The following is a 23,205-nucleotide window of genomic DNA, read 5'->3' as shown; positions in this document are numbered from 1 at the left end:
GTCATGCACACACGCAGTGGCGGTGCGGCCGGCCGCCACGCGACCGACGAAGCACGGGGCGGCCATCCGCGGGGCGCTCACCGATCAGCCATTGCGCCCGCGTCGCTTCGCTCCCGGAATCAACAACAACCGAACCGGAGTGCAATACATGAAGTTCTACAAGACCCTCATCGCAGCAACCGTCCTCGCATCGAGCGTCAGCGCGCACGCGCAGATCGCCGGCGCGCAGCCGCTCAGCGTGACCGTCGAGCAATCGCAGGCGCTGCTCGAAGGCTGGAGCGTGAAGAAGAGCGTGCTCGGCAAGACCGTCTACAACGACGCGAACCAGAAGGTCGGCACGGTGCGCGACCTGATCGTCGCGCCGGACGGCTCGGTGTCGGCGGCGATCGTGTCGGCCGGCGGGTTCCTCGGCGTGGCCGCGCATGACGTCGCGGTGCCGATCGCGTCGCTCGACGTGCGCAACGGCAACATCTATCTGCCGGGCGCGACGAAGGAGGCGCTGAAGGCCACGCCGGCGTTCCAGTATGCGAAGGTGCCGTCGCCGCCGAAGCCGAAGAAGGTCGACGAGCAGCACTGATCCACATCGCCCGGCGCGCGATGTGCCGGGCCCGGCCGACCGCGCGCCCGGTGCGGCGCGCGTCGGTCCATCGCGGCCGCGCCGCGCTCCCGCGCACCCGTGCGCTACGTCTACGTAGTTCTACGTAGCCCCGCATACGTAGTTGTGCGCTTGTAAGCTTGCCCCATCGCGCGGAATACTACGGCCCACTGCCGCGGCTTCCACGAGACGCGACACGACGCATCGACGTCACGCGGGTTCGGCGCCTCGCCGCATCCACTCAAAAACACATTGGAGACCAGGAGACGCCATGAATCGGGCTTCCAGTACCCTGCTCTGGATCGCGGTCGCGCTGCTCGGCGCGTTCGCATTCGGCACGATCGCACTCGCACACGGCGAACGCGTCAGTGCCCTCTGGATCGTGATCGCCGCAGTCTGCGTATATCTGATCGCATATCGCTTCTACAGCCGTTTCATCGCCAGCAAGGTCATGCAGCTCGACGGGCTGCGAATGACGCCGGCGGTCAAGTACAACGACGGCCTCGACTACGTACCGACCAACAAGTACGTGCTGTTCGGCCATCACTTCGCCGCGATCGCCGGCGCCGGGCCGCTGGTCGGCCCCGTGCTCGCCGCGCAGATGGGCTACACGCCCGGCATGCTGTGGATCCTGGCCGGCGTCGTGTTCGCCGGCGCGGTGCAGGACTTCATCGTGCTGTTCATCTCGACGCGCCGCGACGGCCGTTCGCTCGGCGACCTCGTCAAGATGGAACTCGGCACGGTGCCCGGCGTGATCGCGCTGTTCGGCGCGTTCCTGATCATGGTGATCATCCTCGCGGTGCTCGCGCTGATCGTCGTGAAGGCGCTGACGAATTCGCCGTGGGGCACGTTTACCGTCGCCGCGACGATTCCGATCGCGCTGTTCATGGGCGTCTATACGCGCTACATCCGTCCGGGCCGCATCGGCGAAGTGTCGATCATCGGCTTCATCGGGCTGATGGCGGCGATCGCGTTCGGTCAGAACGTGGCCGCCTCGCCGGCGATCGCCGCCTGGTTCACGTTCAGCGGCACGCAGCTCACGTGGATCCTGATCGGCTACGGCTTCGTCGCGTCCGTGCTGCCGGTGTGGCTGCTGCTCGCACCGCGCGACTACCTGTCGACGTTCCTGAAGATCGGCACGATCCTCGGCCTCGCGATCGGCATCCTGGTCGTCGCACCGGAACTGAAGATGCCCGCGCTGACGAAGTTCGTCGACGGCACGGGCCCGGTGTGGTCGGGCAACCTGTTCCCGTTCCTGTTCATCACGATCGCGTGCGGCGCGGTGTCGGGCTTCCACGCGCTGATCTCGTCGGGCACGACGCCCAAGCTGATCGACAACGAAACCAATGCGCGCTTCATCGGTTACGGCGCGATGCTGATGGAATCGTTCGTCGCGATCATGGCGCTGGTTGCCGCGTGCGTGATCGAGCCGGGCATCTACTTCGCGATGAACGCGCCGGCCGCCGTGCTCGGCTCGACGCCGGAAGCCGTCGCGAACACCGTCACGCAATGGGGCTTCGTGCTGACGCCGGACATGCTCACGCAAACGGCGAAGGCCGTCGGCGAGACGACGATCATCGCGCGCGCGGGCGGCGCACCGACGCTGGCCGTCGGCATGGCGCACATCCTGCACCAGGTGATCGGCGGCGAAGCGATGATGGCGTTCTGGTATCACTTCGCGATCCTGTTCGAGGCGCTGTTCATCCTGACGGCCGTCGACGCCGGCACGCGTGCGGGCCGCTTCATGCTGCAGGATCTGCTCGGCACGTTCCACCCGGCGCTCAAGCGCACCGAGTCGCTGCCCGCCAACCTCGTCGCCACCGGGCTGTGCGTGGCCGCGTGGGGCTACTTCCTGTATCAGGGCGTGGTCGATCCGCTCGGCGGCATCAACACGCTGTGGCCGCTGTTCGGCATCTCGAACCAGATGCTGGCCGCGATCGCGCTGGTGCTCGGCACCGTCGTGCTGTTCAAGATGAAACGCGAGCGCTATGCATGGGTGACGATGGTGCCGACCGCATGGCTCTTGATCTGCACGCTGACGGCCGGCTGGCAGAAGATTTTCGACGCGAACCCGAAGGTCAGCTTCCTCGCGCACGCCGCGAAGCTGCAGGCCGCGGTGGATCAAGGCAAGGTGCTCGCCCCGGCGAAGTCGATCGCGCAGATGCAGCGGATCATCTTCAACGACTATATCGATGCGGCGCTCGCCGGCCTGTTCATCTTCGTCGTCGTGGCGATCGCGGTGTACGGCGTGCTCGCCGTGCTGCGCGCACGGCGCGAGGCGAAGCCGACCGTGCGCGAGACGCCGTACGAGCCGATGCCTGCGGCGCAGGCACTCGGTAGCGGACGCTGACGGGAGGCCGCGATGTTCACCGATCTTGGCAGCGACCTGCGCAGCGCGGGGCGTTACCTCGGGCAGGCGTTGCGGCTGATGGTCGGCCTGCCCGACTACGACACCTACGTCGCGCACATGCGCGAAACCCATCCGGACCGCGAGCCGATGACGTATGAGGAATTCTTCCGCGAACGTCAGAACGCGCGGTACGGGTCGGGGGCAGGGAAGTGTTGTTGAACCGTTGTTGAACCGGGCCGATGCAGCCTGAAGGTCAGGCTCCGGTGATGGACCAGAAAGCGCCGCGAAGCAATTCGCGGCGCTTTTTTCTTGTGGGGCGTTCGGTGGCGCGCGTGGTGCAGCCGCAGCGTTAGCGTTTGACTGGTTTCAGCGCGGCTTGATCCGCCCGCCGGTATCATAGAGTTGTGCCCTTTTTTTCGATGAATCCGCGCAGGAGAACCCGTCGTGCATGTCGGTGAGCGTTTCAACAGCATTTCCCATCTCGTCGGCGCGGTGCTGTCGGTGGCAGGGCTGGTCGCGCTGGTGACGATGGGCGCGCTCGACCATGATCCATACAAGATCGTGAGCTTCAGCGTGTACGGCGCGATGCTGATCCTGCTCTACGCGATCTCGACCGCGTATCACAGCGTGCGCAACCCGCGGCTCAAGGCGATCCTGCAGAAGTGCGACCATTCCGCGATCTATCTGCTGATCGCGGGCAGCTACACGCCGTTTACGCTCGTCACGCTGCGCGGCCCGTGGGGCTGGTCGCTGTTCGGCGTGAGCTGGGGGCTCGCCGCGTTCGGGATCGTGCAGGAGCTCACGCTCGGACGGCGCACGCGCATCGTGTCGATGGTGCTCTACGTATTGATGGGCTGGCTCGCGCTCGTCGCGATCCGCCCGCTGATCCATGCGCTGCCGCCGGTCGGCACCGCATGGCTGCTGGCCGGCGGCATCATCTACAGTCTCGGGATTTACTTCTTCATCAACGACGAGCGCATCCGTCACGGGCACGGTATCTGGCACCTGTTCGTGCTGGCCGGCAGCCTGTGCCAGTTCGTCAGTGTCGCGATGTATGTTGCGTGAGCGACGCAGGGCGGCGGCGCGTGCGCGGCCGCATGCTGCGGCTGTGGCAACGGCAGCCGGTGCGCCGGGCGTTCTTCGCGGGCGTCGGCGTCAGGCGCGACTGGTCGCCGGCGCGACGTTCCGCAGCGCGTTGAACCCGACCCACCCCCAGTAGACGCGATGATGCGCGATCAGCCCGTCGCGCAGATCCATCACCTCGACGAGATCGACCTGGTCGCCTTCCGGCGTTGCGCGCGGATATTCCCACGTGAGTTGCCGGCCGTTCGAAAAGAACAGGCCCGTCCGGTACCAGCGTCCGAGCCGGTTGCCCGGATTACGCAGGCCGGCCGCGAAGAATTCGCCGATCGCGGCCTTGCCGCGCAGCACGCCCGAGCCGTGCTCCGGCAGCGTGACGACGATCAATGGCGTTTCGAGGATCGCGTCGTCCGCGTACAGCGACATCAGCGCGTCGAGGTCGCGGGCGACGACGGCGGCGTGCCAGTCCTGATGGATGCGGTGCGCATCGGTGTCGGCATGTGTCATGGCGGGTTCCGGGTAACGTGAATAACGGAACGACTGTATCGACGCCATGCCGTCGGACGTTTCACCTCGACCCGAAACGTGGATGTCGCGCGCGGGGCGCGACCGCGATGGCCTCCGCCGCCTGCTTTTGCCACCGGCTTCGGCCACCCGCTTCAACTGCCCAGCGCGCCGAGATTCAGTTCATACGACTTGCCGATCCACACCGCGCTGTCGCGATGGTCGCGCAGTTCGTCGTGCGTATTCGGGTGCAGGAAGATGTCGAGCGCGCCGTGATTGAGCACGAGCCACGGCACGATCGTGTCGAATTGGGCGGCGCCGAATGCGATCTGATACGACCACGCCGGATGCGGGCCGACGAGCCGCTCGTGAAAGCGGCCGAGCTCGATGATCGCGCCGAAGCGTTCCTCGACGACGAGGCGAAACGCCCAGGCCGCGTCGCGGCTCGCGGCATCGAAGTAGACGTGTGCGTGCCAACTGTCGATGGCGGTGGTATCGATGTAGGACATGGCGGAGCTCGAGAAAAGGAAAGCGAAGACGTGCGGGCCGAGAAATACGGCGCGATGCGCAATTATCGCGCGTACGGGTTTGACGCGTCGTGTCGCGGAACGGTCAACCAGTGCGCAGGATTTGTCGTGCGTCAGAGAAACGCGCTGCTTCGATGAGACTTTTCAGGCACGCATGGATTCTTGCAGCATCGGGCGGAAAGCGCGCAGGCCCGTGCTCTGGCCGAAAACCCATCGGCAATATGCCATTTCGAAAACTGCAAAAGCGCTTCACGCTTCGCATCGAATCGTCTGAAAAAATGCGATCAGATAGTTGAATGAAATAAAGAAATTCCGGTCTGGAAGCATTCACGAAGCACGCGGATCGAGGCGCGTGAACCCGTGCCGAAAATATCAATTGCGGATTCGGCTATTCAAGCGCACGGCCATGCGACATACGATGATTGCACCGCATCGACGACGAGATCGATGCGGAAGCAACCATCTGGAGGCCAATATGCGATCCCTCGTTTCTCTTGCCGCGCTGTCCGTCACGCTTGCCGTGTTGCCCGCCGCGAGCATCGCGCAGTCCGTCGATACCGAGTGGCAGTCGAACGTCGCGCCGTTGAGCTGGTCCGCGGCGCGTGCCGAAACCGACATGCAATTGTTGCAGATGACGCGTGCCGGCTATCGTGCGACGACGGCCGGCAACCAGAACTATCCGCTCGCGATGCAGCGGGCGCTCGAACGCGTGAGGAACCCGATGCCCGATCGCTCGCGCGAGGAGAAAGCCGCGATGGAAGCGCGTGCGGCCAGCGCCGCGCAAAGCGGCCATCCGGTGCGGGCATTCTTCGTGAAGACCGCGTACTACCTGAAGGGCGAGAACACGTTTTGATGCCGGAGACGAGCATGGCATGCGCTAACCGACTTCCCGACACCTTGCGCGCGCCGACGCTCCGCCGGCTGCCGGACGCGCGCGCGATGCGCAGGAGGGCCGATCCGTACCGCGCGCGACGCCGCGCGACCGGCAATCGTGGCGCGAGCCGCGGCGCCGTCGCGTGTCGCCGCGCATGGCCGGGATCCGTCGCGGGCGACGCCTCCGCGAGCGAGGAGCAATCATGAAGGCGGCCCGAAAAGGCCGCCGCCACCCGCCGCTGACGCGCGAATGGCTGCTGCCGCTGCCGCCCGCGCATGTGCGCGACATCTCGCTCAAATGCCACATGGCACTCGTCGCGCTCCGCGGCGAGCACGGCAGCGAAGCATTGCTGATGCGGCTGCGCACGAGCGTCTACCTGGTGTTCCTCGCGCTCGACGATGCGGTCTCACCGGATGCGAGCATCGACCTGTGCGTCGACGCGGAGCGCGTGCTGGACGCGAGCGTGGCGCGCGCGGCTGAAAGCGGCGTCTGGACATTGCACGACGACGAATGCGCGGTGCTCGAACGCGTGCTCGCGGCGAACGACGCGTGTGTCGCGACCCTCACGCGGTACCGGCTCGCCGAGCTGTGGGATCACGTGTGCGCGTTCGCGTCCGCGGAGCAGCCGGCACTGGTCGCGCAGGCAGCGGCGAAGATGCGCGAACCGGCCGTTTTGCATTGAAGGGCTGCAGTACGATTCGCCGCGGGGCCGTGTTTCATACCAGTCCAATTCACAGGGACGAACGCTCGCCGTCTAATGTCATTACGGAAACCGAACGGGTTCGGTCGATGACGATCCATCCGCGCGTATGCGACGATCGTGCGTGTCGACGCGAACGCATTCGTTTCGGTCAGGAGGAGCGATGGCGCTATACAGGATCGGCGGCTACTTCACGTGCGGAAGCGGCCGCGCATTCAGCGAGAACCTGCCGCCCGGCAGCGAGGTGACGGTCGCGGGCATCTATCGATGCACCGTATGCGGTGACGAAATCGGCATTGCGAAGCGGCAGACGCTGCCGTCCGAGGAAGCCCATCGGCACGATCTCGATCCACCGTCCGACCCGCTGCTCGATCGCGGGCCGACCGCATGGCAACTGATCGCGGCGGCGGAGTCGCGCCACTAGGCGTTCACATTCGCTGCGTGCGCGGACGCGCATCGTGCGTCATTCGTGCATCACAATGACAGCTCACAAAACAAAAGCGCCACGGAGCGAACTCCGTGGCGCTTGCTGGCTGCCTGCTCGCGCGGACGCGTGAACCCGCGCCGCGCGGCGAAATCCGCTTAAGCCGCCGTTGCCGGCTTCGCCGGCTTCTGCAGCTTGCCCTTGCCGGCGCGCTGGATTTCCTCGAGCTTGATCTCGACGTGGCGCGAGAACACGTACTCGGCCGGGCGCTGCTTCGCGATCGAGATGTCCGGCGCGAACGCGCCTTCGGTCTTGATACCCTTCCGGCTCACGGCGAACGCCTTGAGCGGATGCGCGATCGTGTCCATCACGGCGGTGGCTTCGAAGCCGCAGTGGACCATGCAGTCCGCGCACTTCTCGTAGTTGCCGACGCCGTAGTTGTCCCAGTTCGTGTCTTCCATCAGTTCCTTGAAGGTCTTCACGTAACCTTCGCCGACCAGATAGCACGGCTTCTGCCAGCCGAACACGGTACGCGCCGGGTTGCCCCACGGCGTGCACTTGTACGTCTGGTTGCCGGCCAGGAAGTCGAGGAACAGCGACGACTGGCTGAACGACCAGCGCTTGCCGCCTTCGCCGCGCTTCAGGATTTCGCGGAACAGGTTCTTCGTCTTGTCGCGGTTCAGGAAGTGCTGCTGATCCGGCGCGCGCTCGTACGCGTAGCCCGGCGACACGGTGATGCCGTCGACGCCGATCGGGCCCAGCGTGTCGAAGAACTTCGCGACGCGCTCGGGGATCGCGTCGTTGAACAGCGTGCAGTTGATGTTCACGCGGAAGCCGCGGCGCTTCGCTTCCTTGATCGCCGCAACCGCCTTGTCGTACACGCCTTCCTGCGACACGGAATGGTCGTGCATGTCCTTGTCGCCGTCGAGGTGGACCGACCAGACGAAGTACGGATTCGGCTCGTAGTCGTCCATCTTCTTTTCCATCAGAAGCGCGTTCGTGCACAGGTACACGAACTTCTTGCGCTTCATGATGCCCTTGACGATCTCCGGCATCTCCTTGTGGAGCAGCGGCTCGCCGCCGGCGATCGACACGATGGGCGCGCCGCACTCGTCGACGGCTTCCAGGCATTCCTCGACGGACAGGCGCTGGTTCAGGATCGGGTCCGGATAGTCGATCTTGCCGCAGCCGTTACAGGCGAGGTTGCAACGGAACAGCGGCTCGAGCATCAGCGCGAGCGGATAGCGTTTGTTGCCGGACAGGTGTTGGCGCATGATGTATGCGCCGACGCGGACTTGCTGGAGCAGCGGAATAGACAAGAGATGTCCTCCTTAAACTTCGCGGGCGACAGCTTGCGTAAGCTTCGCCGGCAACTTGAATTCGACTTTTTCTTCGCGGCCCGCCATCGTCGTGACATCGACGGACCCCAGCGCGCGCAGCGCGCCGATCACATCCTCAACCATTTCCTCGGGTGCCGACGCGCCGGCGGTCAGGCCGACCGTCTGCACGCCTGCGAACCATTCGGCCTTCACTTCCGAGCCGTCGGCGACGAGATAGCTCGGTACACCGCTTTCGGTGCCGATCTCGCGCAGGCGGTTCGAGTTCGAGCTGTTCGTCGCGCCGACGACCAGCAGCACGTCGACCTGACTGCTCAGCTCGCGCACCGCGGCCTGGCGGTTCTGCGTCGCGTAGCAGATGTCGCGCGTGTCCGGGCCGACGATGTCGGTGAACCGGCGCTGCAGCGCTTCGATGATGCCGCGCGTATCGTCGACCGACAGCGTCGTCTGCGTGACGTACGCGACGGGCGTATCGACCGGCAGCGTCAGCGTACCGACTTCGGCTTCGCTCTGCACGAGGATGACCTCGGCCGGAATCTGGCCGATCGTGCCCTCGACTTCCGGATGGCCCGCATGGCCGATCAGGATCAGCCGGCGGCCTGCCGCAACGTACTGGCGGCCCTGCACGTGTACTTTCGTGACGAGCGGGCAGGTGGCGTCCAGCACGTCGAGCCCGCGCGTTTCCGCGTCGCGTTCGACCGTCTGGGCGACACCGTGTGCGCTGAAGATCGCCACGGCGCCATGCGGCACCTCGTCGAGCTCCTCAACGAATCGTGCCCCTTTATTACGCAAATTTTCGACGACATGCCGGTTATGGACGATCTCATGACGCACATAGACCGGCGCGCCGTGCTGTTGCAGCGCGCGATCGACGATCTCGATCGCACGGACAACCCCCGCACAGAAGCCGCGGGGTTGGGCAAGGATGACTCGCATAAGTGAGCGAACTCCGACGACAGACGCCGGGGTTCGAGGAGCTGGCACTGCTCGCTCGCCCCGGCTTGATGTTATTAAGGCAGGACACGAACCGGCCAGGCCAGGCCCCGGAACCCCGAATTAATCGCGCATTTTAACCCTATCGGGCCGTCCTTGCTCTGGTGGTGTTCGACCGTGTTGCATTCGGCGCAGAGCCGGCGCCGCGCCGCGTCGGCACTCGCGCGCGCGGAACCCGGTAAACTGCGCGGTTTCGCGGGCCGCCCGTCCGGCAGCCCGGCGTCGCGCTCATTTCAAGGCCATTCGATGACCGTCGATTCTTACGCGTATTGCCCTGCCGCCCGTGCGGTCATGGGCTTTTTTACTCCGACCCCCATTGATCGCGCCCGATCCATGGCGGCGCGCGCCGATCTCCGCCAGGAGGCCTGCCGATGATGCTGGCGATTACTTTCCTGGTGTCCGGCCTGTCGCTGCTGATCTGGATCGTGCTGCTCGTCGCGCGCGGCGGCTTCTGGCGCGCGCGGCCCGCGCGGCCGCTGCCGCCGCAGGCCCGCGGGGCGGCGGCGGAGGCCGGCTGGCCGGCCGTCGTCGCGGTCGTGCCCGCGCGTAACGAGGTCGACGTGATCGGGCAGGCGGCGACGTCGCTGCTCGAACAGGACTATCCGGGCGAGTTCCATCTGATCATCGTCGACGACCACAGCGACGACGGCACCGCCGACGCGGCCCGCGCGGCCGCGCTCGCGATCAACCGCGCCGACCGCCTGACCGTGTTGGCCGCGAAGCCGCTGCCGGCCGGCTGGTCGGGCAAGGTGTGGGCGCAGTCGCAGGGCATCGCCGCGGTGCGCACGCTCGGGCTGCCGGCCGACTACCTGCTGCTGACGGATGCCGACATCGGCCATCCGCCCGAGGCCGTCGCCCAGCTCGTCACACGCGCGCAGGCGGAACAGCGCGATCTGGTGTCGCTGATGGTGCGGCTGCGTTGCGATTCGTTCTGGGAGAAGGCGTTGATCCCGGCGTTCGTGTTCTTCTTCGCGAAGCTCTATCCGTTCTCGTGGATCAACAACCCGCGCAACCGGACGGCCGGCGCCGCGGGCGGCTGCATGCTGGTCAAGCGCAGCGCGCTCGAGGAAGCGGGCGGCATCGAATCGATCCGCGGAGCGCTGATCGACGACTGCAGCCTCGCCGCGCAGATCAAGCATCGCGGCAGCGGCCGGCATCCGATCCGGCTCGACCTGGCCGACCGCAGCGTGTCGCTGCGGCCGTACGACAGCTGGCGCGACATCTGGAACATGATCGCGCGCACCGCGTTCACGCAGCTTCACTATTCGCCGCTGCTGCTCGCCGGCACGCTGCTCGGGATGACGATCATCTACCTCGTGCCGCCGGTGGCCGCGCTCTCGTACGGCGCGCGCGCGTGGCCGGCGTGGCTCGCATGGGCGTCGATGTGCACCGCGTATGCGCCGATGCTGCGCTATTACCGGCGCTCGCCGCTGTGGGCGCCTGCGCTGCCGCTCGTCGCGCTGTTCTACGTCGGCGCGACGTTCGCGTCCGCGTTGCGTTACTGGCGCGGCAAGGGCGGCCAGTGGAAGGCGCGCGTGCAGGCACCGGTGGAACGCTGAACTGAACGACGCCGGCGGATGCCGGCCGCTTCCCCGGATGCCGGACAGCCAAAAGCCCGATCGGTTTGCAAGACCGATCGGGCTTTGTCATTTGTGACGCTGCCGCGCCCGCTTACCGCTGCGTCAGCATCATGTACATCTGGATCACGACGTCCGGCGAGAACGTGAACGGCACCCAACCGTAGCCGGTGTGGCGCGCGACCAGCAGGCGATCGCCGTTCGATTGCTTCTGCACGGCCATCATCGGGTTCTTCGTCGTCACGAAGCGCCAGCCGGCCGGGATACCCGGCGGCGGTTCCGGCTGCATCGTCGCACGCGCATGCGCGAGTTCCTCGATCAGCTGGCCCAGCTGCTCCGGGTGCAGCGTGATCGACTGGCCGTTGACGGTCAGCGTCAGTTCGTTCTGCGACGGGCGGGCGACGTGCAGCGTCGCTTTTTCAGCGGGCGCGTCCGTCGCTTCGGCGGCCGGGGCGACTTCGATCGCGGTGTCGGCGGCGGTGCTGGCAGTCGCGACGACACCGGTGATCGCGTCGGCCTGCGCCGCTGCGACTGCTTCGGCGGCGACCGGCTCGACTGCGGAGTCGACCGCAGCGTCGGCAGCGGACTCGGTGGCCGGTTCGACGACGTCAGCCACGACGGCCGTCGCGGTTTCCGGATGTGCGGCACCTGCCGTGTTCGTCGCGGCATCCTTCACGACCGCCTCGACGAGCGCTTCCGCATCGGCGATCGCCTTCGCGTGACGCTCGGCAGCGGCTTCGGCCTGCGCAATGGCTTCGGCGTGGCGCTGCGTGACGGCCTCGGCTTCGGCGGTCGCCGCTGCGTGACGTTGCGCGGCCGCGTCCGCTTGCGCGATCGCCTCGGTATGACGCTGCGTGATCGCTTCGGCTTCAGCGGTCGCCTCGGCGTGGCGCTGCGCGGCGGCTTCCGCGTCGGCGATCGCCTGCGTGTGACGCAGTGCGACCGCCTCGGCCTCGGCGATTGCAGCGGCATGACGCTGCGTCGCGGCCTCGGCTTCGGCGGTCGCTTCCGCGTGGCGCTTCGCGGCGGCTTCGGCCTCCGCCGCGGCAGCCGCATGGCGCTGCGCGGCTGCGTCGGCTTCGACGGCGGCGGCGTGATGGCGTTGCGCGGCGGCCTCGGCTTCGGCGATTGCCGCCGCATGACGTTGCGACGCCGCTTCGGCATCCGCGTGACGCTGCGCGAGCGCTTCGGTCAGCGCGGTCGCTTCGGTGTGCCGCTGGACCGCGGCTTCGGCTTGCGCGGTGGCTTCGGTGTGGCGCTGGGCGGCGGCTTCGGCCTGCGCGGTGGCGTCGGCATGGCGCTGTTGTGCGGCTTCGGCGTCGGCGGCTGCAGCCGTGTGGCGCTGCGCGGCGGCTTGCGCTTCGGCCTCCGCGGCGGCGTGACGTGCGGCGGCGGCCTGGGCTTCCGCCGCGGCGGCGCGCGCGAACGCTTCCGCGCTGCGTGCCGCCTGCTGCGCGGCGTGGTGATCGTGGAGGAGCTGATCGACGCCCGCGTTGAGCGAATCGATCTGATCGTTCAGGTTCATGCGTGTCTTCTCTGCGTAAGACCCGCGATTTTAACCGCTGCGCCGGTGCCGGACCGTCAGCGACGTGTAACAAAGTGCGCAAAGCGGCGTGAAATACGCCGCTCTGTGTTATTTCAGATAGCCCGCCGAGCCGAACCAGTCGAGCGCATCGCGCAGCCCTTCGCGGTACGGACGCGCGCGGTAGCCAAGCTCGCGTTCGGCCTTCGCGGACGTGAAATACATCTTGTTCTTCGACATCCGCAGCCCGTCGACGGTCACGAACGGTTCCTTCTTCGTGAACTTCGCGACGGCTTCGGCGCCGACCGCGAGCGGGTAGAGCGGCCAGCGCGGCAGCGCGATCGTCGGCGCCTTGCGGCCCGTCATCTGCGCGATGTCGGCGAGCATCTGCTGCAGCGGCAGGTTCTCGCCGCCGAGGATGTAACGCTCGCCGATCCGGCCGCGCTCGAGCGCGAGGAAGTGGCCGTGCGCGACGTCGTCGACGTGCACCAGGTTCAGCCCGGTATCGACGAACGCGGGAATCTTGCCGAGCGCGGCTTCGACGATGATGCGGCCGGTCGGCGTCGGCTTCACGTCGCGCGGGCCGATCGGCGTCGACGGGTTGACGATCACGGCCGGCAGCCCTTCGTCGGCGATCATCCGCTCGACCGCACGCTCGGCCAGCACCTTGCTGCGCTTGTATACGCCGATCGCCTGCTCGGCGGTCAGCGGCCGGTTCTCGTCGGACGGATCGCCGGCGCTCGTGACCTTCAGCGTCGCGACGCTGCTGGTGTAGACGATCCGCTCGACGCCTTCGGCCCGCGCGGCGCGCATCGTCGCGACCGCACCTTCGAGGTTCGCGCGCTCGATTTCGTCCGGATCCGGCGCCCACAGCCGGTAGTCGGCCGCCACGTGCAGCAGGTAGCGCACGCCGCGCAGCGCGGCGCGCATCGACGTCTCGTCGCGCATGTCGCCGGTGACGATCTCGGCGTCGAGATCCGCGACGTTCGTGCGCGGGCTGGTCGGACGCACCAGCACGCGCACCGCATAGCCTTTCTGCTGCGCGATGCGTGCGACGGCCGAGCCGACGAAACCGGACGCGCCGGTGACGAGAACGAGATCGCGGGTGGTATCAGTCATGCGTTTCCTTCAGGGCCGCGCGCGGGCGGCGCGGCGGTTGTGCGTCGGCGAGATTGTACGTGGTCGGCGCGCGCGGCGACGCGAGCGACGCCCTCCGGCACGCACGCCTAGGCGAGCAGCCAAGCCGGCGCCGCAGGTTCGCGCGGCGGCCGCAGCGCGCGACGGCGCCGAGTCGGGCAGCGGCGGCTGCCGCGGGCGGCCGGCGCGCCGGCCCGTGTGCGAAGCGGCCGACGCGACTACAATGCCGGGCTTGAATGGAATGCACGACGGGAGGGCGACGCGATGAGCCGCAATGAACTGGACGAACGGATCGAGACCTACTACGTACGGGTGCGCGGCGTCGTACAGGGCGTCGGGTTCCGTCATGCGACGGTGCGCGAGGCGCATGCGCTGAAATTGCGCGGCTGGGTCGCGAATCTGGAGGACGGCAGCGTCGAGGCGATGATCCAGGGCCCCGGCGCGCAGATCGCCCGGATGCTCGCGTGGCTGCGGCACGGGCCGCCGTCCGCGCGCGTGACCGAGGTGACGTTCGAGGAGCGTCCGATCGAAAAGCGCTTCGAGCGCTTCCAGCAGCAGTAAGGCGAAAACAACATGACGGGGTATCCGGAGGCCGGGCGCGGCATCGCGCTGTCGGTCATGGCGTCGACGCTGTTCGCGCTGATGTCCGCTTACGCGAAACTGCTCGCGCCGCTCACGGGGCTCGACATCTTCGCGTGGCGCATCTTGTGGACCGCGCCGGGCGCGCTGGCGCTGATCGCACTGCGCGGCCGCTGGCCGGCGCTCGCCGAGCTCGCGCGGCGCAGCGTGCGCGACTGGCGCCTGCTGATCGCACTGCCGGTTACCGCGGCGCTGCTCGGTCTGCAGCTGTGGCTGTTCCTGTGGGCGCCGCTGCACGGGCGCATGCTCGAAGTGTCGCTCGGCTATTTCCTGCTGCCGCTGACGATGGTGCTCGTCGGCCGCTTCTACTATCACGAGCGGCTCGACCCGCTGCAATGGGCGGCGGTCGCGTTCGCGGTGCTCGGCGTTGCGCACGAGGTGTGGGCGACGCGCGCGTTCGCATGGCCGACGCTCGTCGTCGCGCTCGGCTATCCGCCGTATTTCGTGCTGCGGCGCCGGATCAACGCCGATTCGCTGGCCGCGTTCGCGATCGAGATCGCGCTGCTGTGCCCCGTCGCGCTCGCGATGGTGTCGTCGAGCGCGACGTCGGTCGCCAATCACCCGCTGCTGTGGGCCGCGCTGCTGCCGGGGCTCGGCGTGCTCAGCACGCTCGCGCTCGCGAGCTACCTGAAGGCGAGCCGGATGCTGCCGATGGCGCTGTTCGGAATCCTCGGCTACGTCGAGCCGGTGCTGCTCGTCGCGGTGTCGCTGCTGTTGCTCGGCGAGACGCTGAGCGTCGCGCAGCTCGCGACCTACGGGCCGATCTGGGTCGCCGTCGCGCTGACCGCATGGCACAGCACGATGCTGATGCGGCGGCTGCCTGCGCGCGGCTGACATCGAACTGGCGTCGCGCTGACACCAGTCTGGCCGCGTTGCCAATTCTGTATCACGGGTGTCATCCGTGTAATCGAACACAAGATTCCGTTGCACTTTGTTACTTAGGGTATTCCCCGGCCGGCCGCTAGACTGATCTGACCGTCTTCTCTTCGTATGCAACGTTTCCATGAACGGTCATCTTCGTGCCCGGCCTGCCGGGTTGGCGCGATGCGAGCATACGCGTATCGCCGCTGACCGCGCTCGTCTGCTTCCTTCCGAATTCTCCCCTGGCGCATGCCGCGCCTTCGCCGCCCAGGTGCAGCCATGTCGATGAGCGCACCGTCGCCTTCCGCCACTGTCCCGCCGGCGCGCACCGGCCGCCTGATCGAAGTCGATTTCTTCCGCGGAATCGTGTTGCTGATGATCGTCGTCGACCACATCAACGCGAGCGTGCTGTCGCGCGTGACGCTGCACACATTCGCGCTGTGCGACGCGGCCGAAGTGTTCGTGTTCCTCGGCGGCTTCGCGACCGCGAGCGCGTACGGCGCGATCGCCGACCGTCACGGCGCGCGTGCCGCGCAGCGGCGGTTCGTGCACCGCGCGATGCAGATCTATCGCGCGTTTCTCGCGACGTCGACGCTGATGCTCGTCGTATCCGTCGTGCTCGACCATTACGGGATCGATGCGCCGAACCTCGCGCTCGACGACGTCAGCGTGATGCTCGCGTCGCCGCTCACGGGCGCAGCCGAGCTGCTCACGTTCCAGCGCCAGCCGTATCTCGCGGCGGTGCTGCCCATGTACGTGCTGTTCGCGCTCGCGTCGCCGGCGATCGTGCCGTTCGCGCGCCGCCATCCGCGCCTGCTCGTTGCGCTCAGCGCGGCATCGTGGCTCGCGGCCGGCTGGCTCGGCCCCGAACTGCTCGACAGCGATTCATTCCGCTGGAGCTTCAATCCGTTCGCATGGCAGCTGATGTTCGTCGCCGGCGTGCTCGCGCGCTGCCAGCCTTTCTACCGGCACGTCGCGCTCGGCCGCTGGGGCGCCGCGGCGACCGGCGTCGCTTGCGCGATCGTGCTCGGCTGTGCGAGCTACAAGCTGTTCTCGGGATTGCCGGTGCCGGAAGGGTTGCTCAAGCGCGATCTCGCGCTGCCGCGCATCGTGAGTTTCGCGGCGATCGCGTGGCTGATGGCCGATTGCGTGCGCCGCGGCTGGATCGCGCGCATCGCGCAGGCCGTGCAGCCCGTCGTGGCGGTCGGCCGGCGCGGGTTGATCTGCTTCGTCGCGGGCGCGGCGATCTCGCTCGTCATCGATTCGCTGCTGCATCCGGTGGCGAACGGCGCCGAGCTGCGGCACATCGGCGTGGGCCTCGCGGCCGACGCATGCGCGGTCGGGCTGATGATGGCCGTCGCGGGTTCGGGAACGTGGTTCGCGCGCTGGCGCGGCGCGGCCGCGTGAGCGGCGCGGGTGAGCGGGCTGGCGAGCGGACGAGCGGACGAGCAGACGAGCAGACGGAGCGGCACGCACGGTGCCGCGCGGCGTCTATGCGGTCAGTGAGGTGAGCCGATACGGGAGCGGGGGACGGCGGCCGCGTCGTCGGAGTCGGCGTCGTCAGGTTCGTCGGACTTCGGATCGTCCTTCTGCGCCAGCACCTCGTCGGCTTCGGCCGCGGCCCGGGCGGCGCGCAATGCGGTGCAACGCTGCGCGTGCCGGATGTCCGACAGTATTCTCAACAGCCGAGTCGTTTTGCTTTTCATGAGCTTCTCCCGCCAGTGCGCATCACTACGGAGCGAATGCGCCGTTGCAACCAGTGTAGGACGTGCTGGCCGTGCTGGCAGGAGAATGTGGCGTGCTCGCCGCACGCCGAGGGATAGTACTTACTGGACCGAGGCCAGCGCCTGCGCCTGACCGGCTTCTTCGTCGCGGCGCTCTTCCGCGCAACGCTGATGCTGGCGCGACAGGCGGTTCATCATCGGCAGCAGCAGCAGCGCGAGCAGCATGCCGATCGCGGCAAGCCAGCCGAGCTTCTCGAACAGCGACAGGTACAGCGGCAGCGATTCGGTGGCCGGCAGGTCGTGCGACGGCATCTGCGCGAAGTTCGCGACGACGCTGCCCAGATACTGCGACACACCCGTCGCGACGAAATACGCACCCATCATGAAGCCGCTCATGCGCGCCGGCACGTAGCGGGCGATCATCGCGAGGCCGAGGCCGCTCACCAGCAGTTCGCCGAGCGAGTAGAGGCCGTAGCCCCACACCATGAACCACGACGACACGCGACCGTCCACCGCGTAGCGGCCGCTGATCGTGAACACCAGATAGCCGGCGGCCACCGCGCCGAAGCCGAACGCGTACTTCGCCGCCACCGGTAGGTCACGGCCGCTCTTCGAGAACGCGTTGTACACCCACACGAGCACCGGGCTCAGCATCATGATCCAGATCGGATTCAGCGCCTGGAACTGCGCGGCGCTCCACGTGAACAGCGTCGTGCCGAACAGGATGAAGCGCGGATCGACGTTGCGCAGCGCGAACAGCGTCAGCGACGTCGACATCTGCACGTAGAAGATGAAGAACAGGATCACCTGGCCGATCAGCACGAGCGCCGCGATCAGGCCCGCGCGCTCCGAACGCTCCGACTTCGCGATCATGTACGCGAAGATCGCGAGGATCGCGAAGGCGGCCGTCCACACGCTCGCGACCGCGAGCTGCTTGTGCTGCAGCACGTACAGCGTGATCAGCGCGAGCCCGACACCGCCTGCCGCCACGCCGCCGAGGCGCTTCCAGCGGATCGGCTGGTCGTCCGGCTGCGAGCCGATGTGCGCGAGCGTGCGGTGCATCAGCATGAAGTTCAGGATCGCGAGCAGCATGCCGGCGCAGCAGACCGCGAACGCGGTGTGCCAGCCCCAGTGATCCTTGATCCACGGCGTCGCGAGCATCGACACGGTCGAGCCGATGTTGACCGCCATGTAGTAGATCGTGAACGCGCTGTCGATGCGCGCATCGTCGCCTTCATAGATGCGGCGCACGAGGTTCGCCGCGTTGGCCTTGAACAGGCCGTTGCCGACGACGATCACGCCGAGCGACGCGTACATGTACGCGAGCGCATCATTCGGCACCGCCAGCATCAGGTAGCCGGCGCACAGCACGGCCGCGCCGATGATCATCGTGCGACGGGCGCCGAGCACCTTGTCGCCGATCCACCCGCCGATCGACGGCGACGCGTAGACGAGCGCGGTAAAGGCGCCCCAGGTCAGGTTCGCATGGCTGTCGGTGAAACCGAGCCGGTCGACCATGAAGAGGACCAGGAGCGCGGCCATGCCGTAGTAGCCGAAGCGCTCCCACATTTCGATGAGGAAGACCGTCGTAAACGATCGGGTTTGTGAAACAGGTGCGTGCATCATCAATCTCGTTTGAAACGGACGGCGCGGATCGCGCGTCGCCTTGGGGTCGAACTGGCGCCGGAGCACGGTGGCCGGATAGGCTTTGCGTCGGCGATGGAGCAGTCGGGCGGGTTAGCCCGGGCCGGGGTCGGACTCCACCTCGTAAGGCGGCGCGCGGCCCCGACCGGCGCGCGAGTGGTAACGTTTGCCGGTCCGGTGCGTCAGGTCTGTGCCACTCAGGGAAACTCCCGATATGGCAGCAGCTTTCAGGAATATTCGTCTCATCATTTACTTGTAAGCTTGGCGCCCGATCTCCGCAGATTCCCGGAGAGCCGCTTGCAGCTTGCCTGTGAAGCCGGCGAGTCTGGCAAGATAGCGCGTCGTTTCGCTCGCTTCGTGCCCTGTTTAGTCGCACCGGGCTCAACACCGAAGACGTTGCGAACCCGAAGATTAAGCTATCTCGTATTAACTTAGTTACTTTCCATCAAACATTTTTTGACGACCACTTTTCGGCCTGCTATGGTTCCCCCCACTGAAAACACGCGAGCGGCAGACGCTGCCGCACTCGGCGGCAAGATTCGCGCGTTGCGCCAACGACTCAAGCGCACGCTCGACGACACCGCTACCGCCGCGGGGATTTCGAAGCCGTTTCTGTCTCAAGTCGAACGCGGGCTCGCGTCGCCGTCGCTGACGTCGCTGGCCGGTATCGCACAGGCGCTCGGCGTGACGGTGCAGTACTTCGTGGATACGCCGAGCGAGGAACGCTCGGTCTGCAGAGGCGAGCAGTTGCGCTTCTTCGGATTCGCCGATTCGGCGAATTTGTTCGCGAGGCTGACCAACGTGTCCGAAGGGCGTCAGCTCGAGGCGATCCTCGTGCGGTTGCCGCCGGGGCAGAAGCGGTCAGAGGTGACGACACATGCAGGAGAAGAGTTCCTGTATGTGATTGAAGGGGAAGTGTCGCTGACGCTGGAAGGCAAGACGTTCGTCCTGCAGGCCGGCGACAGTTCGCACTATCAGTCGACGGTCCCGCACAGCTGGGTCAACACCGCGAAGATCGAGTCGGTGGTGGTCTGGGTCGGTACGCCGCGACTGTTCTAACGCACGGGTATTCCTTCGTTCATTCGACGGGATGCCTGTCGAAAGAAACGTAAGGAATACTAACATGCAACACGAGAATCACGGGCCTCCTCAATCGCTGTACCCGTCAGCGTCTCACGCGTAACCGCGGCATCCGCCGCGCAACGCTCACCGAACAACTTTCTCAAGACTGCCACGATGAAATCCTTGCATGCCATGTCGGCCGTGCTGGCCGCGCTCGCCCTGACGACGCCCGCCGCTCACGCCGTGACCGTTCCGTCGAACGTCGCGCTTGCTCCTCAACAGGACCTGACGCGCCAGGTGCCCGCCGAAGTCGAGTCGCTCGATCCGGCGCACATCGAATCGTGGACCGGTAATACGATCGGCCTCGATCTGTTCGAAGGGCTCGCGCGCATCGACGCGGCCGGCCAGGTCGTGCCGGGCGTCGCGCAGTCGTGGGAGCGCAAGACGCCGCAGACGTGGATCTTCAAGCTGCGCCACGATGCGAAGTGGAGCAATGGCCAGCCGGTGACGGCCGCCGATTTCGTCTATTCGTGGCAGCGCCTCGCCGATCCGAAGACGGGCTCGAAGTACACGATCCTCGTCGAATTCATCAAGAATTCGAAGGACATCATCGCCGGCAAGGCCGCACCGACGACGCTCGGCGTGCGCGCGGTCGACCCGTACACGCTCGAAGTGACGACCGACGTGCCGGTCGCATTCTTCCCCGAGCTGACCGCGATGGCGCCGCTCGCGCCGGTGAACAAGGACACCGTCGCGAAGTTCGGCGACGCATGGACGCGCCCCGGCAACATCGTCAGCAACGGCGCGTACCAGCTCGCCGACTGGCAGCCGAACAACCGCATCGTGGCGACGAAGGATGCGAAGTACTGGAACGCGTCGAAGGTCGTGATCAACAAGGTCACGTACCTGCCGATCGAAAGCGACGAAACCGCGATGCGCATGTACCAGGCCGGCCAGATCGACTACAGCTACTCGATCCCGTCGGGCATCTTCCAGCAGGTCAGCAAGCAGTTCGGCGGCGAACTGCGCCCGGGCCTCCAGCTCGCGACCTACTACTACTACCTGAACAACAGCGACGCGGCGCTGAAGGACAAGCGCGTGCGCCAGGCACTGTCGATGGTGATCGATCGCGACGTGCTGACGTCGAAGCTCACGCAGGCCGGCGAGAAGCCGATGTACGGGCTGATGCCGAACGGCACGAAGGGCGTGCATCCGTTCACGCCGGAATGGGCGTCGTGGCCGATGGCCAAGCGCATCGCGACCGCGAAGGACCTGCTGAAGCAGGCCGGCTACTCGGACGCGAAGCCGCTGTCGTTCACGCTCACGTACAACACCAACGACCTGCACAAGAAGGTCGCGTTGTTCACCGCATCGGAATGGCGCACCAAGCTCGGCATCGATACGAAGCTCGAGAACGTCGAGTTCAAGGTGCTGATGAAGGAGCGGCATGACGGCAAGGTGCAGATCGCGCGCGACGGCTGGTTCGCCGACTACAACGACGCGATGACCTTCTTCGACCTGATCCGCTGCGGCAGCTCGCAGAATACCGTCGGCTACTGCAACAAGCAGGTCGACACGTTCGTCGACGACGGAAACCAGAAGCTCGACGACAAGGCCCGCGCCGCGCTGCTCACGCAGGCGCACGACACGGCGATGAACGACACGCCGATGGTGCCGCTGTTCCAGTACTCGGCCGACCGTCTCGTGAAGCCCTACGTGGGCGGCTACTCGCTGAAGAACGTGATCGACATGCGTGCTTCGCAGGACATGTACCTGATCAAGCACTGAGCGGAGCGATCATGCTGGCCTACGCATTGAGACGCACGTTGTGGGCGGTGCCGACGATTCTCGCCGTCATCACCGTCTGCTACCTGCTGCTGCACTTCACGCCCGGCGGTCCGTTCGATACGGAGAAGCAGCTGTCCGCGGCGACGCTCGCGAACCTGAACGCGAAGTACCACCTCGACGAGCCGCTGTGGAAGCAGTACCTGCTGTATCTCGGATCGCTGCTGCACGGCGATCTCGGCCCGTCGTTCCGCTACGTCGACTGGTCGGTGAACGATCTCGTGAAGAAGGCGTTGCCCGTGAGTCTCGGCGTGGGCGGCGTGTCGATCCCGATCTCGATCGTGTTCGGCGTGCTGCTCGGCACCGTCGCGGCCGTGCGCCGCGACAGCGTGATCGATCGTTTCGTGATGCTGATCGGCAACTTCGGCAACGTCGTGCCGCCGTTCGTGCTCGGCCCCGTCATGGTGTGGATCTTCGCGATCCTGCTGAAGACGTCGTCCGGCAACGGCTGGCTGCCGGCCGGCGGCTGGGGCGACGGCGGCTGGCAGTACCGGCTGCTGCCGATCGCGCTGCTGACCCTCATCAACGTGTCGCTGCTCGCGCGCGTGATGCGTGGCTCGATGATCGAGACGCTGTCGAGCAACTACATCCGCACCGCGCGTGCAAAGGGCCTGCCGGGCTCGACGATCGTGCTGCGCCATGCGCTCAAGCCCGCACTGATGCCGGTCGTGTCGCTGTTCGGCACGGTCTGCATCACGTCGATCACGGCGGCCGTCGTCACCGAATCGGTGTTCGCTCTGCCGGGCGTCGGGCAGCTCGTCGTGAACGGCGCGATCAATCGCGACTACACGCTGGTGCTCGGCCTCGTCGTGCTGACCACCGTCTTCGCGGTGCTGTTCAACCTGCTGGTCGACCTCGCGTACGCGTGGCTCGATCCGCGCATCCGTTATTGAGCGAGGCACCGCGATGACTCCGACTACTCCCGTCGTCAGTCTGCCCGTGCAGACCGACTCGCCGCCGCGTTCGCGCTCGCCGCTCGCGCTCGCGTTCGCACGCTTCCTTCACAACCGCGCAGCCGTGTTCAGCCTCGTGCTGCTCGCGCTGATCACGCTCGCGTGTTTCGTCGGCCCGTGGCTGCTCGCGGCCGATCCCGCCGCGAGCGACTGGGCCTCGATCAGCCTGCCTCCGACGCTCGCGAACCAGCACTGGTTCGGCACCGACGAACTCGGCCGCGACCTGCTCGTGCGCACGCTGATCGGCGGGCGCGTATCGATCGAGGTCGGCCTGCTCGGCACGCTGGTGTCCGGCCTGTTCGGCGTCGCGTGGGGCGCGACCGCCGGTTTCGCGGGCGGCCGCATCGACTCCGCGATGATGCGCGTCGTCGACATGATGTACGCGATCCCGTACCTGCTGATCGCGATCCTGATGATGACCCTGTTCGGCCGCTCGTTCATGCTGGTCGTGCTGACCATCAGCGCGTTCTCGTGGATCGACATGGCGCGCGTCGTGCGCGGCCAGACGCTGTCGCTGCGCAATCGCGAGTTCGTCGATGCGGCGCGCGCGATCGGCGTGTCGCCGGCGTCGATCGTGCTGCGCCACGTCGTGCCGAACCTGCTCGGCGTGGTCGTTGTGTACGCAACGGTCTCGGTACCGAACATCGTGCTGACCGAATCGGTGCTGTCGTTCCTCGGTCTCGGCGTGCAGGAGCCGATGACGAGCTGGGGCGTGCTGATTCAGGACGGCGCACAGAAGCTGGAATCGATGCCGTGGCTGCTGCTGGCACCGGCCGTCATGCTGTGCGTGACGCTTTACTGCGTGAACTTCGTTGGCGACGGCCTGCGTGACGCGCTCGACCCGAAGGATCGCTGAA

At 66.6% G+C, this 23,205-nt stretch carries 23 protein-coding genes; 15 read left to right on the top strand and 8 right to left on the bottom strand.

Features of this window, described 5'->3' with window-relative positions; all coding sequences use genetic code 11:
- Nucleotides 1–148: 148 nt before the first annotated feature.
- From C7H84_RS29420 to C7H84_RS29405, 4 genes are all read left to right on the top strand, one after another.
- A complete protein-coding gene (locus C7H84_RS29420) occupies nucleotides 149–577 on the top strand; it encodes a PRC-barrel domain-containing protein (protein WP_121862138.1) in 429 nt (142 codons plus the stop codon).
- A 289-nt stretch (nucleotides 578–866) separates the two neighbouring features.
- Nucleotides 867–2,945: a carbon starvation CstA family protein gene (locus C7H84_RS29415; RefSeq protein ID WP_121862086.1), complete on the top strand. Its 2,079-nt coding sequence runs from the start codon at nucleotides 867–869 to the stop codon at nucleotides 2,943–2,945.
- A 12-nt stretch (nucleotides 2,946–2,957) separates the two neighbouring features.
- Nucleotides 2,958–3,164, top strand: a complete 207-nt coding sequence (locus C7H84_RS29410) for a YbdD/YjiX family protein (RefSeq protein ID WP_027781714.1) — start codon at nucleotides 2,958–2,960, stop codon at nucleotides 3,162–3,164.
- 225 nt (nucleotides 3,165–3,389) lie between these two features.
- Entirely contained in the window at nucleotides 3,390–4,010 is a 621-nt protein-coding gene (locus C7H84_RS29405; protein ID WP_121862085.1) for a hemolysin III family protein, read from the top strand.
- Between the two features lie 90 nt (nucleotides 4,011–4,100).
- On the opposite strand, the gene C7H84_RS29400 is transcribed toward C7H84_RS29405, so the two are convergent.
- Nucleotides 4,101–4,532 (bottom strand): nuclear transport factor 2 family protein, encoded by a 432-nt coding sequence (locus tag C7H84_RS29400; protein ID WP_121862084.1) that lies wholly within the window; start codon nucleotides 4,530–4,532, stop codon nucleotides 4,101–4,103.
- Nucleotides 4,533–4,684: 152 nt separating this feature from the next.
- On the bottom strand, nucleotides 4,685–5,038 hold the full coding sequence (locus tag C7H84_RS29395) for a DOPA 4,5-dioxygenase family protein (protein ID WP_121862083.1): 354 nt from the start codon (nucleotides 5,036–5,038) through the stop codon (nucleotides 4,685–4,687).
- 493 nt (nucleotides 5,039–5,531) lie between these two features.
- Between C7H84_RS29395 and C7H84_RS29390 the strand changes: the two genes are divergently transcribed.
- From C7H84_RS29390 to C7H84_RS29375, 3 genes are all read left to right on the top strand, one after another.
- Nucleotides 5,532–5,909: a hypothetical protein gene (locus tag C7H84_RS29390; protein ID WP_121862082.1), complete on the top strand. Its 378-nt coding sequence runs from the start codon at nucleotides 5,532–5,534 to the stop codon at nucleotides 5,907–5,909.
- 223 nt (nucleotides 5,910–6,132) lie between these two features.
- On the top strand, nucleotides 6,133–6,612 hold the full coding sequence (locus tag C7H84_RS29380; protein ID WP_121862080.1) for a hypothetical protein: 480 nt from the start codon (nucleotides 6,133–6,135) through the stop codon (nucleotides 6,610–6,612).
- Between the two features lie 181 nt (nucleotides 6,613–6,793).
- A complete protein-coding gene (locus tag C7H84_RS29375; RefSeq protein ID WP_121862079.1) occupies nucleotides 6,794–7,054 on the top strand; it encodes a hypothetical protein in 261 nt (86 codons plus the stop codon).
- A 158-nt stretch (nucleotides 7,055–7,212) separates the two neighbouring features.
- Here the strand turns inward: C7H84_RS29375 and hpnH are convergent, their stop codons facing one another.
- Nucleotides 7,213–8,373, bottom strand: coding sequence for an adenosyl-hopene transferase HpnH (gene hpnH / locus C7H84_RS29370; RefSeq protein ID WP_121862078.1), 1,161 nt, complete (start codon nucleotides 8,371–8,373; stop codon nucleotides 7,213–7,215).
- Between the two features lie 12 nt (nucleotides 8,374–8,385).
- Complete coding sequence (gene ispH, locus C7H84_RS29365; protein ID WP_121862077.1) at nucleotides 8,386–9,327, bottom strand: 4-hydroxy-3-methylbut-2-enyl diphosphate reductase; 942 nt, start codon at nucleotides 9,325–9,327, stop codon at nucleotides 8,386–8,388.
- 428 nt (nucleotides 9,328–9,755) lie between these two features.
- Here ispH and C7H84_RS29355 point away from each other — a divergent pair, with 428 nt between their 5' ends.
- A complete protein-coding gene (locus C7H84_RS29355; RefSeq protein ID WP_121862076.1) occupies nucleotides 9,756–10,943 on the top strand; it encodes a glycosyltransferase in 1,188 nt (395 codons plus the stop codon).
- Between the two features lie 112 nt (nucleotides 10,944–11,055).
- Here C7H84_RS29355 and C7H84_RS29350 read toward each other — a convergent pair whose 3' ends face one another.
- Complete coding sequence (locus C7H84_RS29350) at nucleotides 11,056–12,486, bottom strand: phage tail protein (protein ID WP_121862075.1); 1,431 nt, start codon at nucleotides 12,484–12,486, stop codon at nucleotides 11,056–11,058.
- Nucleotides 12,487–12,594: 108 nt separating this feature from the next.
- A complete protein-coding gene (hpnA, locus tag C7H84_RS29345; RefSeq protein WP_121862074.1) occupies nucleotides 12,595–13,602 on the bottom strand; it encodes a hopanoid-associated sugar epimerase in 1,008 nt (335 codons plus the stop codon).
- A 282-nt stretch (nucleotides 13,603–13,884) separates the two neighbouring features.
- Between hpnA and C7H84_RS29340 the strand changes: the two genes are divergently transcribed.
- The 3 genes from C7H84_RS29340 to C7H84_RS29330 all read left to right on the top strand — a co-directional run bounded on the left by C7H84_RS29340 (nucleotide 13,885) and on the right by C7H84_RS29330 (nucleotide 16,527).
- The gene (locus C7H84_RS29340) at nucleotides 13,885–14,181 is read left to right on the top strand and encodes an acylphosphatase (RefSeq protein WP_121862073.1); all 297 of its coding nucleotides are present in this window, start codon (nucleotides 13,885–13,887) and stop codon (nucleotides 14,179–14,181) included.
- Between the two features lie 12 nt (nucleotides 14,182–14,193).
- Nucleotides 14,194–15,093: an EamA family transporter RarD gene (gene rarD, locus C7H84_RS29335; protein ID WP_121862072.1), complete on the top strand. Its 900-nt coding sequence runs from the start codon at nucleotides 14,194–14,196 to the stop codon at nucleotides 15,091–15,093.
- A gap of 306 nt (nucleotides 15,094–15,399) precedes the next feature.
- Nucleotides 15,400–16,527 (top strand): OpgC domain-containing protein, encoded by a 1,128-nt coding sequence (locus C7H84_RS29330; protein ID WP_121862071.1) that lies wholly within the window; start codon nucleotides 15,400–15,402, stop codon nucleotides 16,525–16,527.
- Between the two features lie 92 nt (nucleotides 16,528–16,619).
- Here the strand turns inward: C7H84_RS29330 and C7H84_RS29325 are convergent, their stop codons facing one another.
- Both C7H84_RS29325 and C7H84_RS29320 read right to left on the bottom strand, forming a co-directional pair.
- A complete protein-coding gene (locus tag C7H84_RS29325; RefSeq protein WP_121862070.1) occupies nucleotides 16,620–16,826 on the bottom strand; it encodes a hypothetical protein in 207 nt (68 codons plus the stop codon).
- 120 nt (nucleotides 16,827–16,946) lie between these two features.
- A complete protein-coding gene (locus C7H84_RS29320) occupies nucleotides 16,947–18,470 on the bottom strand; it encodes an oligopeptide:H+ symporter (protein WP_121862069.1) in 1,524 nt (507 codons plus the stop codon).
- 498 nt (nucleotides 18,471–18,968) lie between these two features.
- On the opposite strand from C7H84_RS29320, the gene C7H84_RS29310 reads away from it, so the two are divergent.
- From C7H84_RS29310 to C7H84_RS29295, 4 genes are all read left to right on the top strand, one after another.
- The gene (locus tag C7H84_RS29310) at nucleotides 18,969–19,547 is read left to right on the top strand and encodes a cupin domain-containing protein (protein WP_121862068.1); all 579 of its coding nucleotides are present in this window, start codon (nucleotides 18,969–18,971) and stop codon (nucleotides 19,545–19,547) included.
- A 177-nt stretch (nucleotides 19,548–19,724) separates the two neighbouring features.
- Nucleotides 19,725–21,338 (top strand): peptide ABC transporter substrate-binding protein, encoded by a 1,614-nt coding sequence (locus C7H84_RS29305; RefSeq protein ID WP_121862067.1) that lies wholly within the window; start codon nucleotides 19,725–19,727, stop codon nucleotides 21,336–21,338.
- Between the two features lie 11 nt (nucleotides 21,339–21,349).
- Nucleotides 21,350–22,288 (top strand): ABC transporter permease subunit, encoded by a 939-nt coding sequence (locus tag C7H84_RS29300; RefSeq protein WP_121862066.1) that lies wholly within the window; start codon nucleotides 21,350–21,352, stop codon nucleotides 22,286–22,288.
- A 13-nt stretch (nucleotides 22,289–22,301) separates the two neighbouring features.
- Nucleotides 22,302–23,204: an ABC transporter permease subunit gene (locus tag C7H84_RS29295; protein ID WP_121862065.1), complete on the top strand. Its 903-nt coding sequence runs from the start codon at nucleotides 22,302–22,304 to the stop codon at nucleotides 23,202–23,204.
- Nucleotide 23,205 lies beyond the last annotated feature (1 nt).

Source organism: Burkholderia sp. Nafp2/4-1b, assembly GCF_003635165.1.
GTDB lineage: Bacteria > Pseudomonadota > Gammaproteobacteria > Burkholderiales > Burkholderiaceae > Burkholderia.
This window is presented reverse-complemented; position numbering and strand designations above follow the sequence as displayed.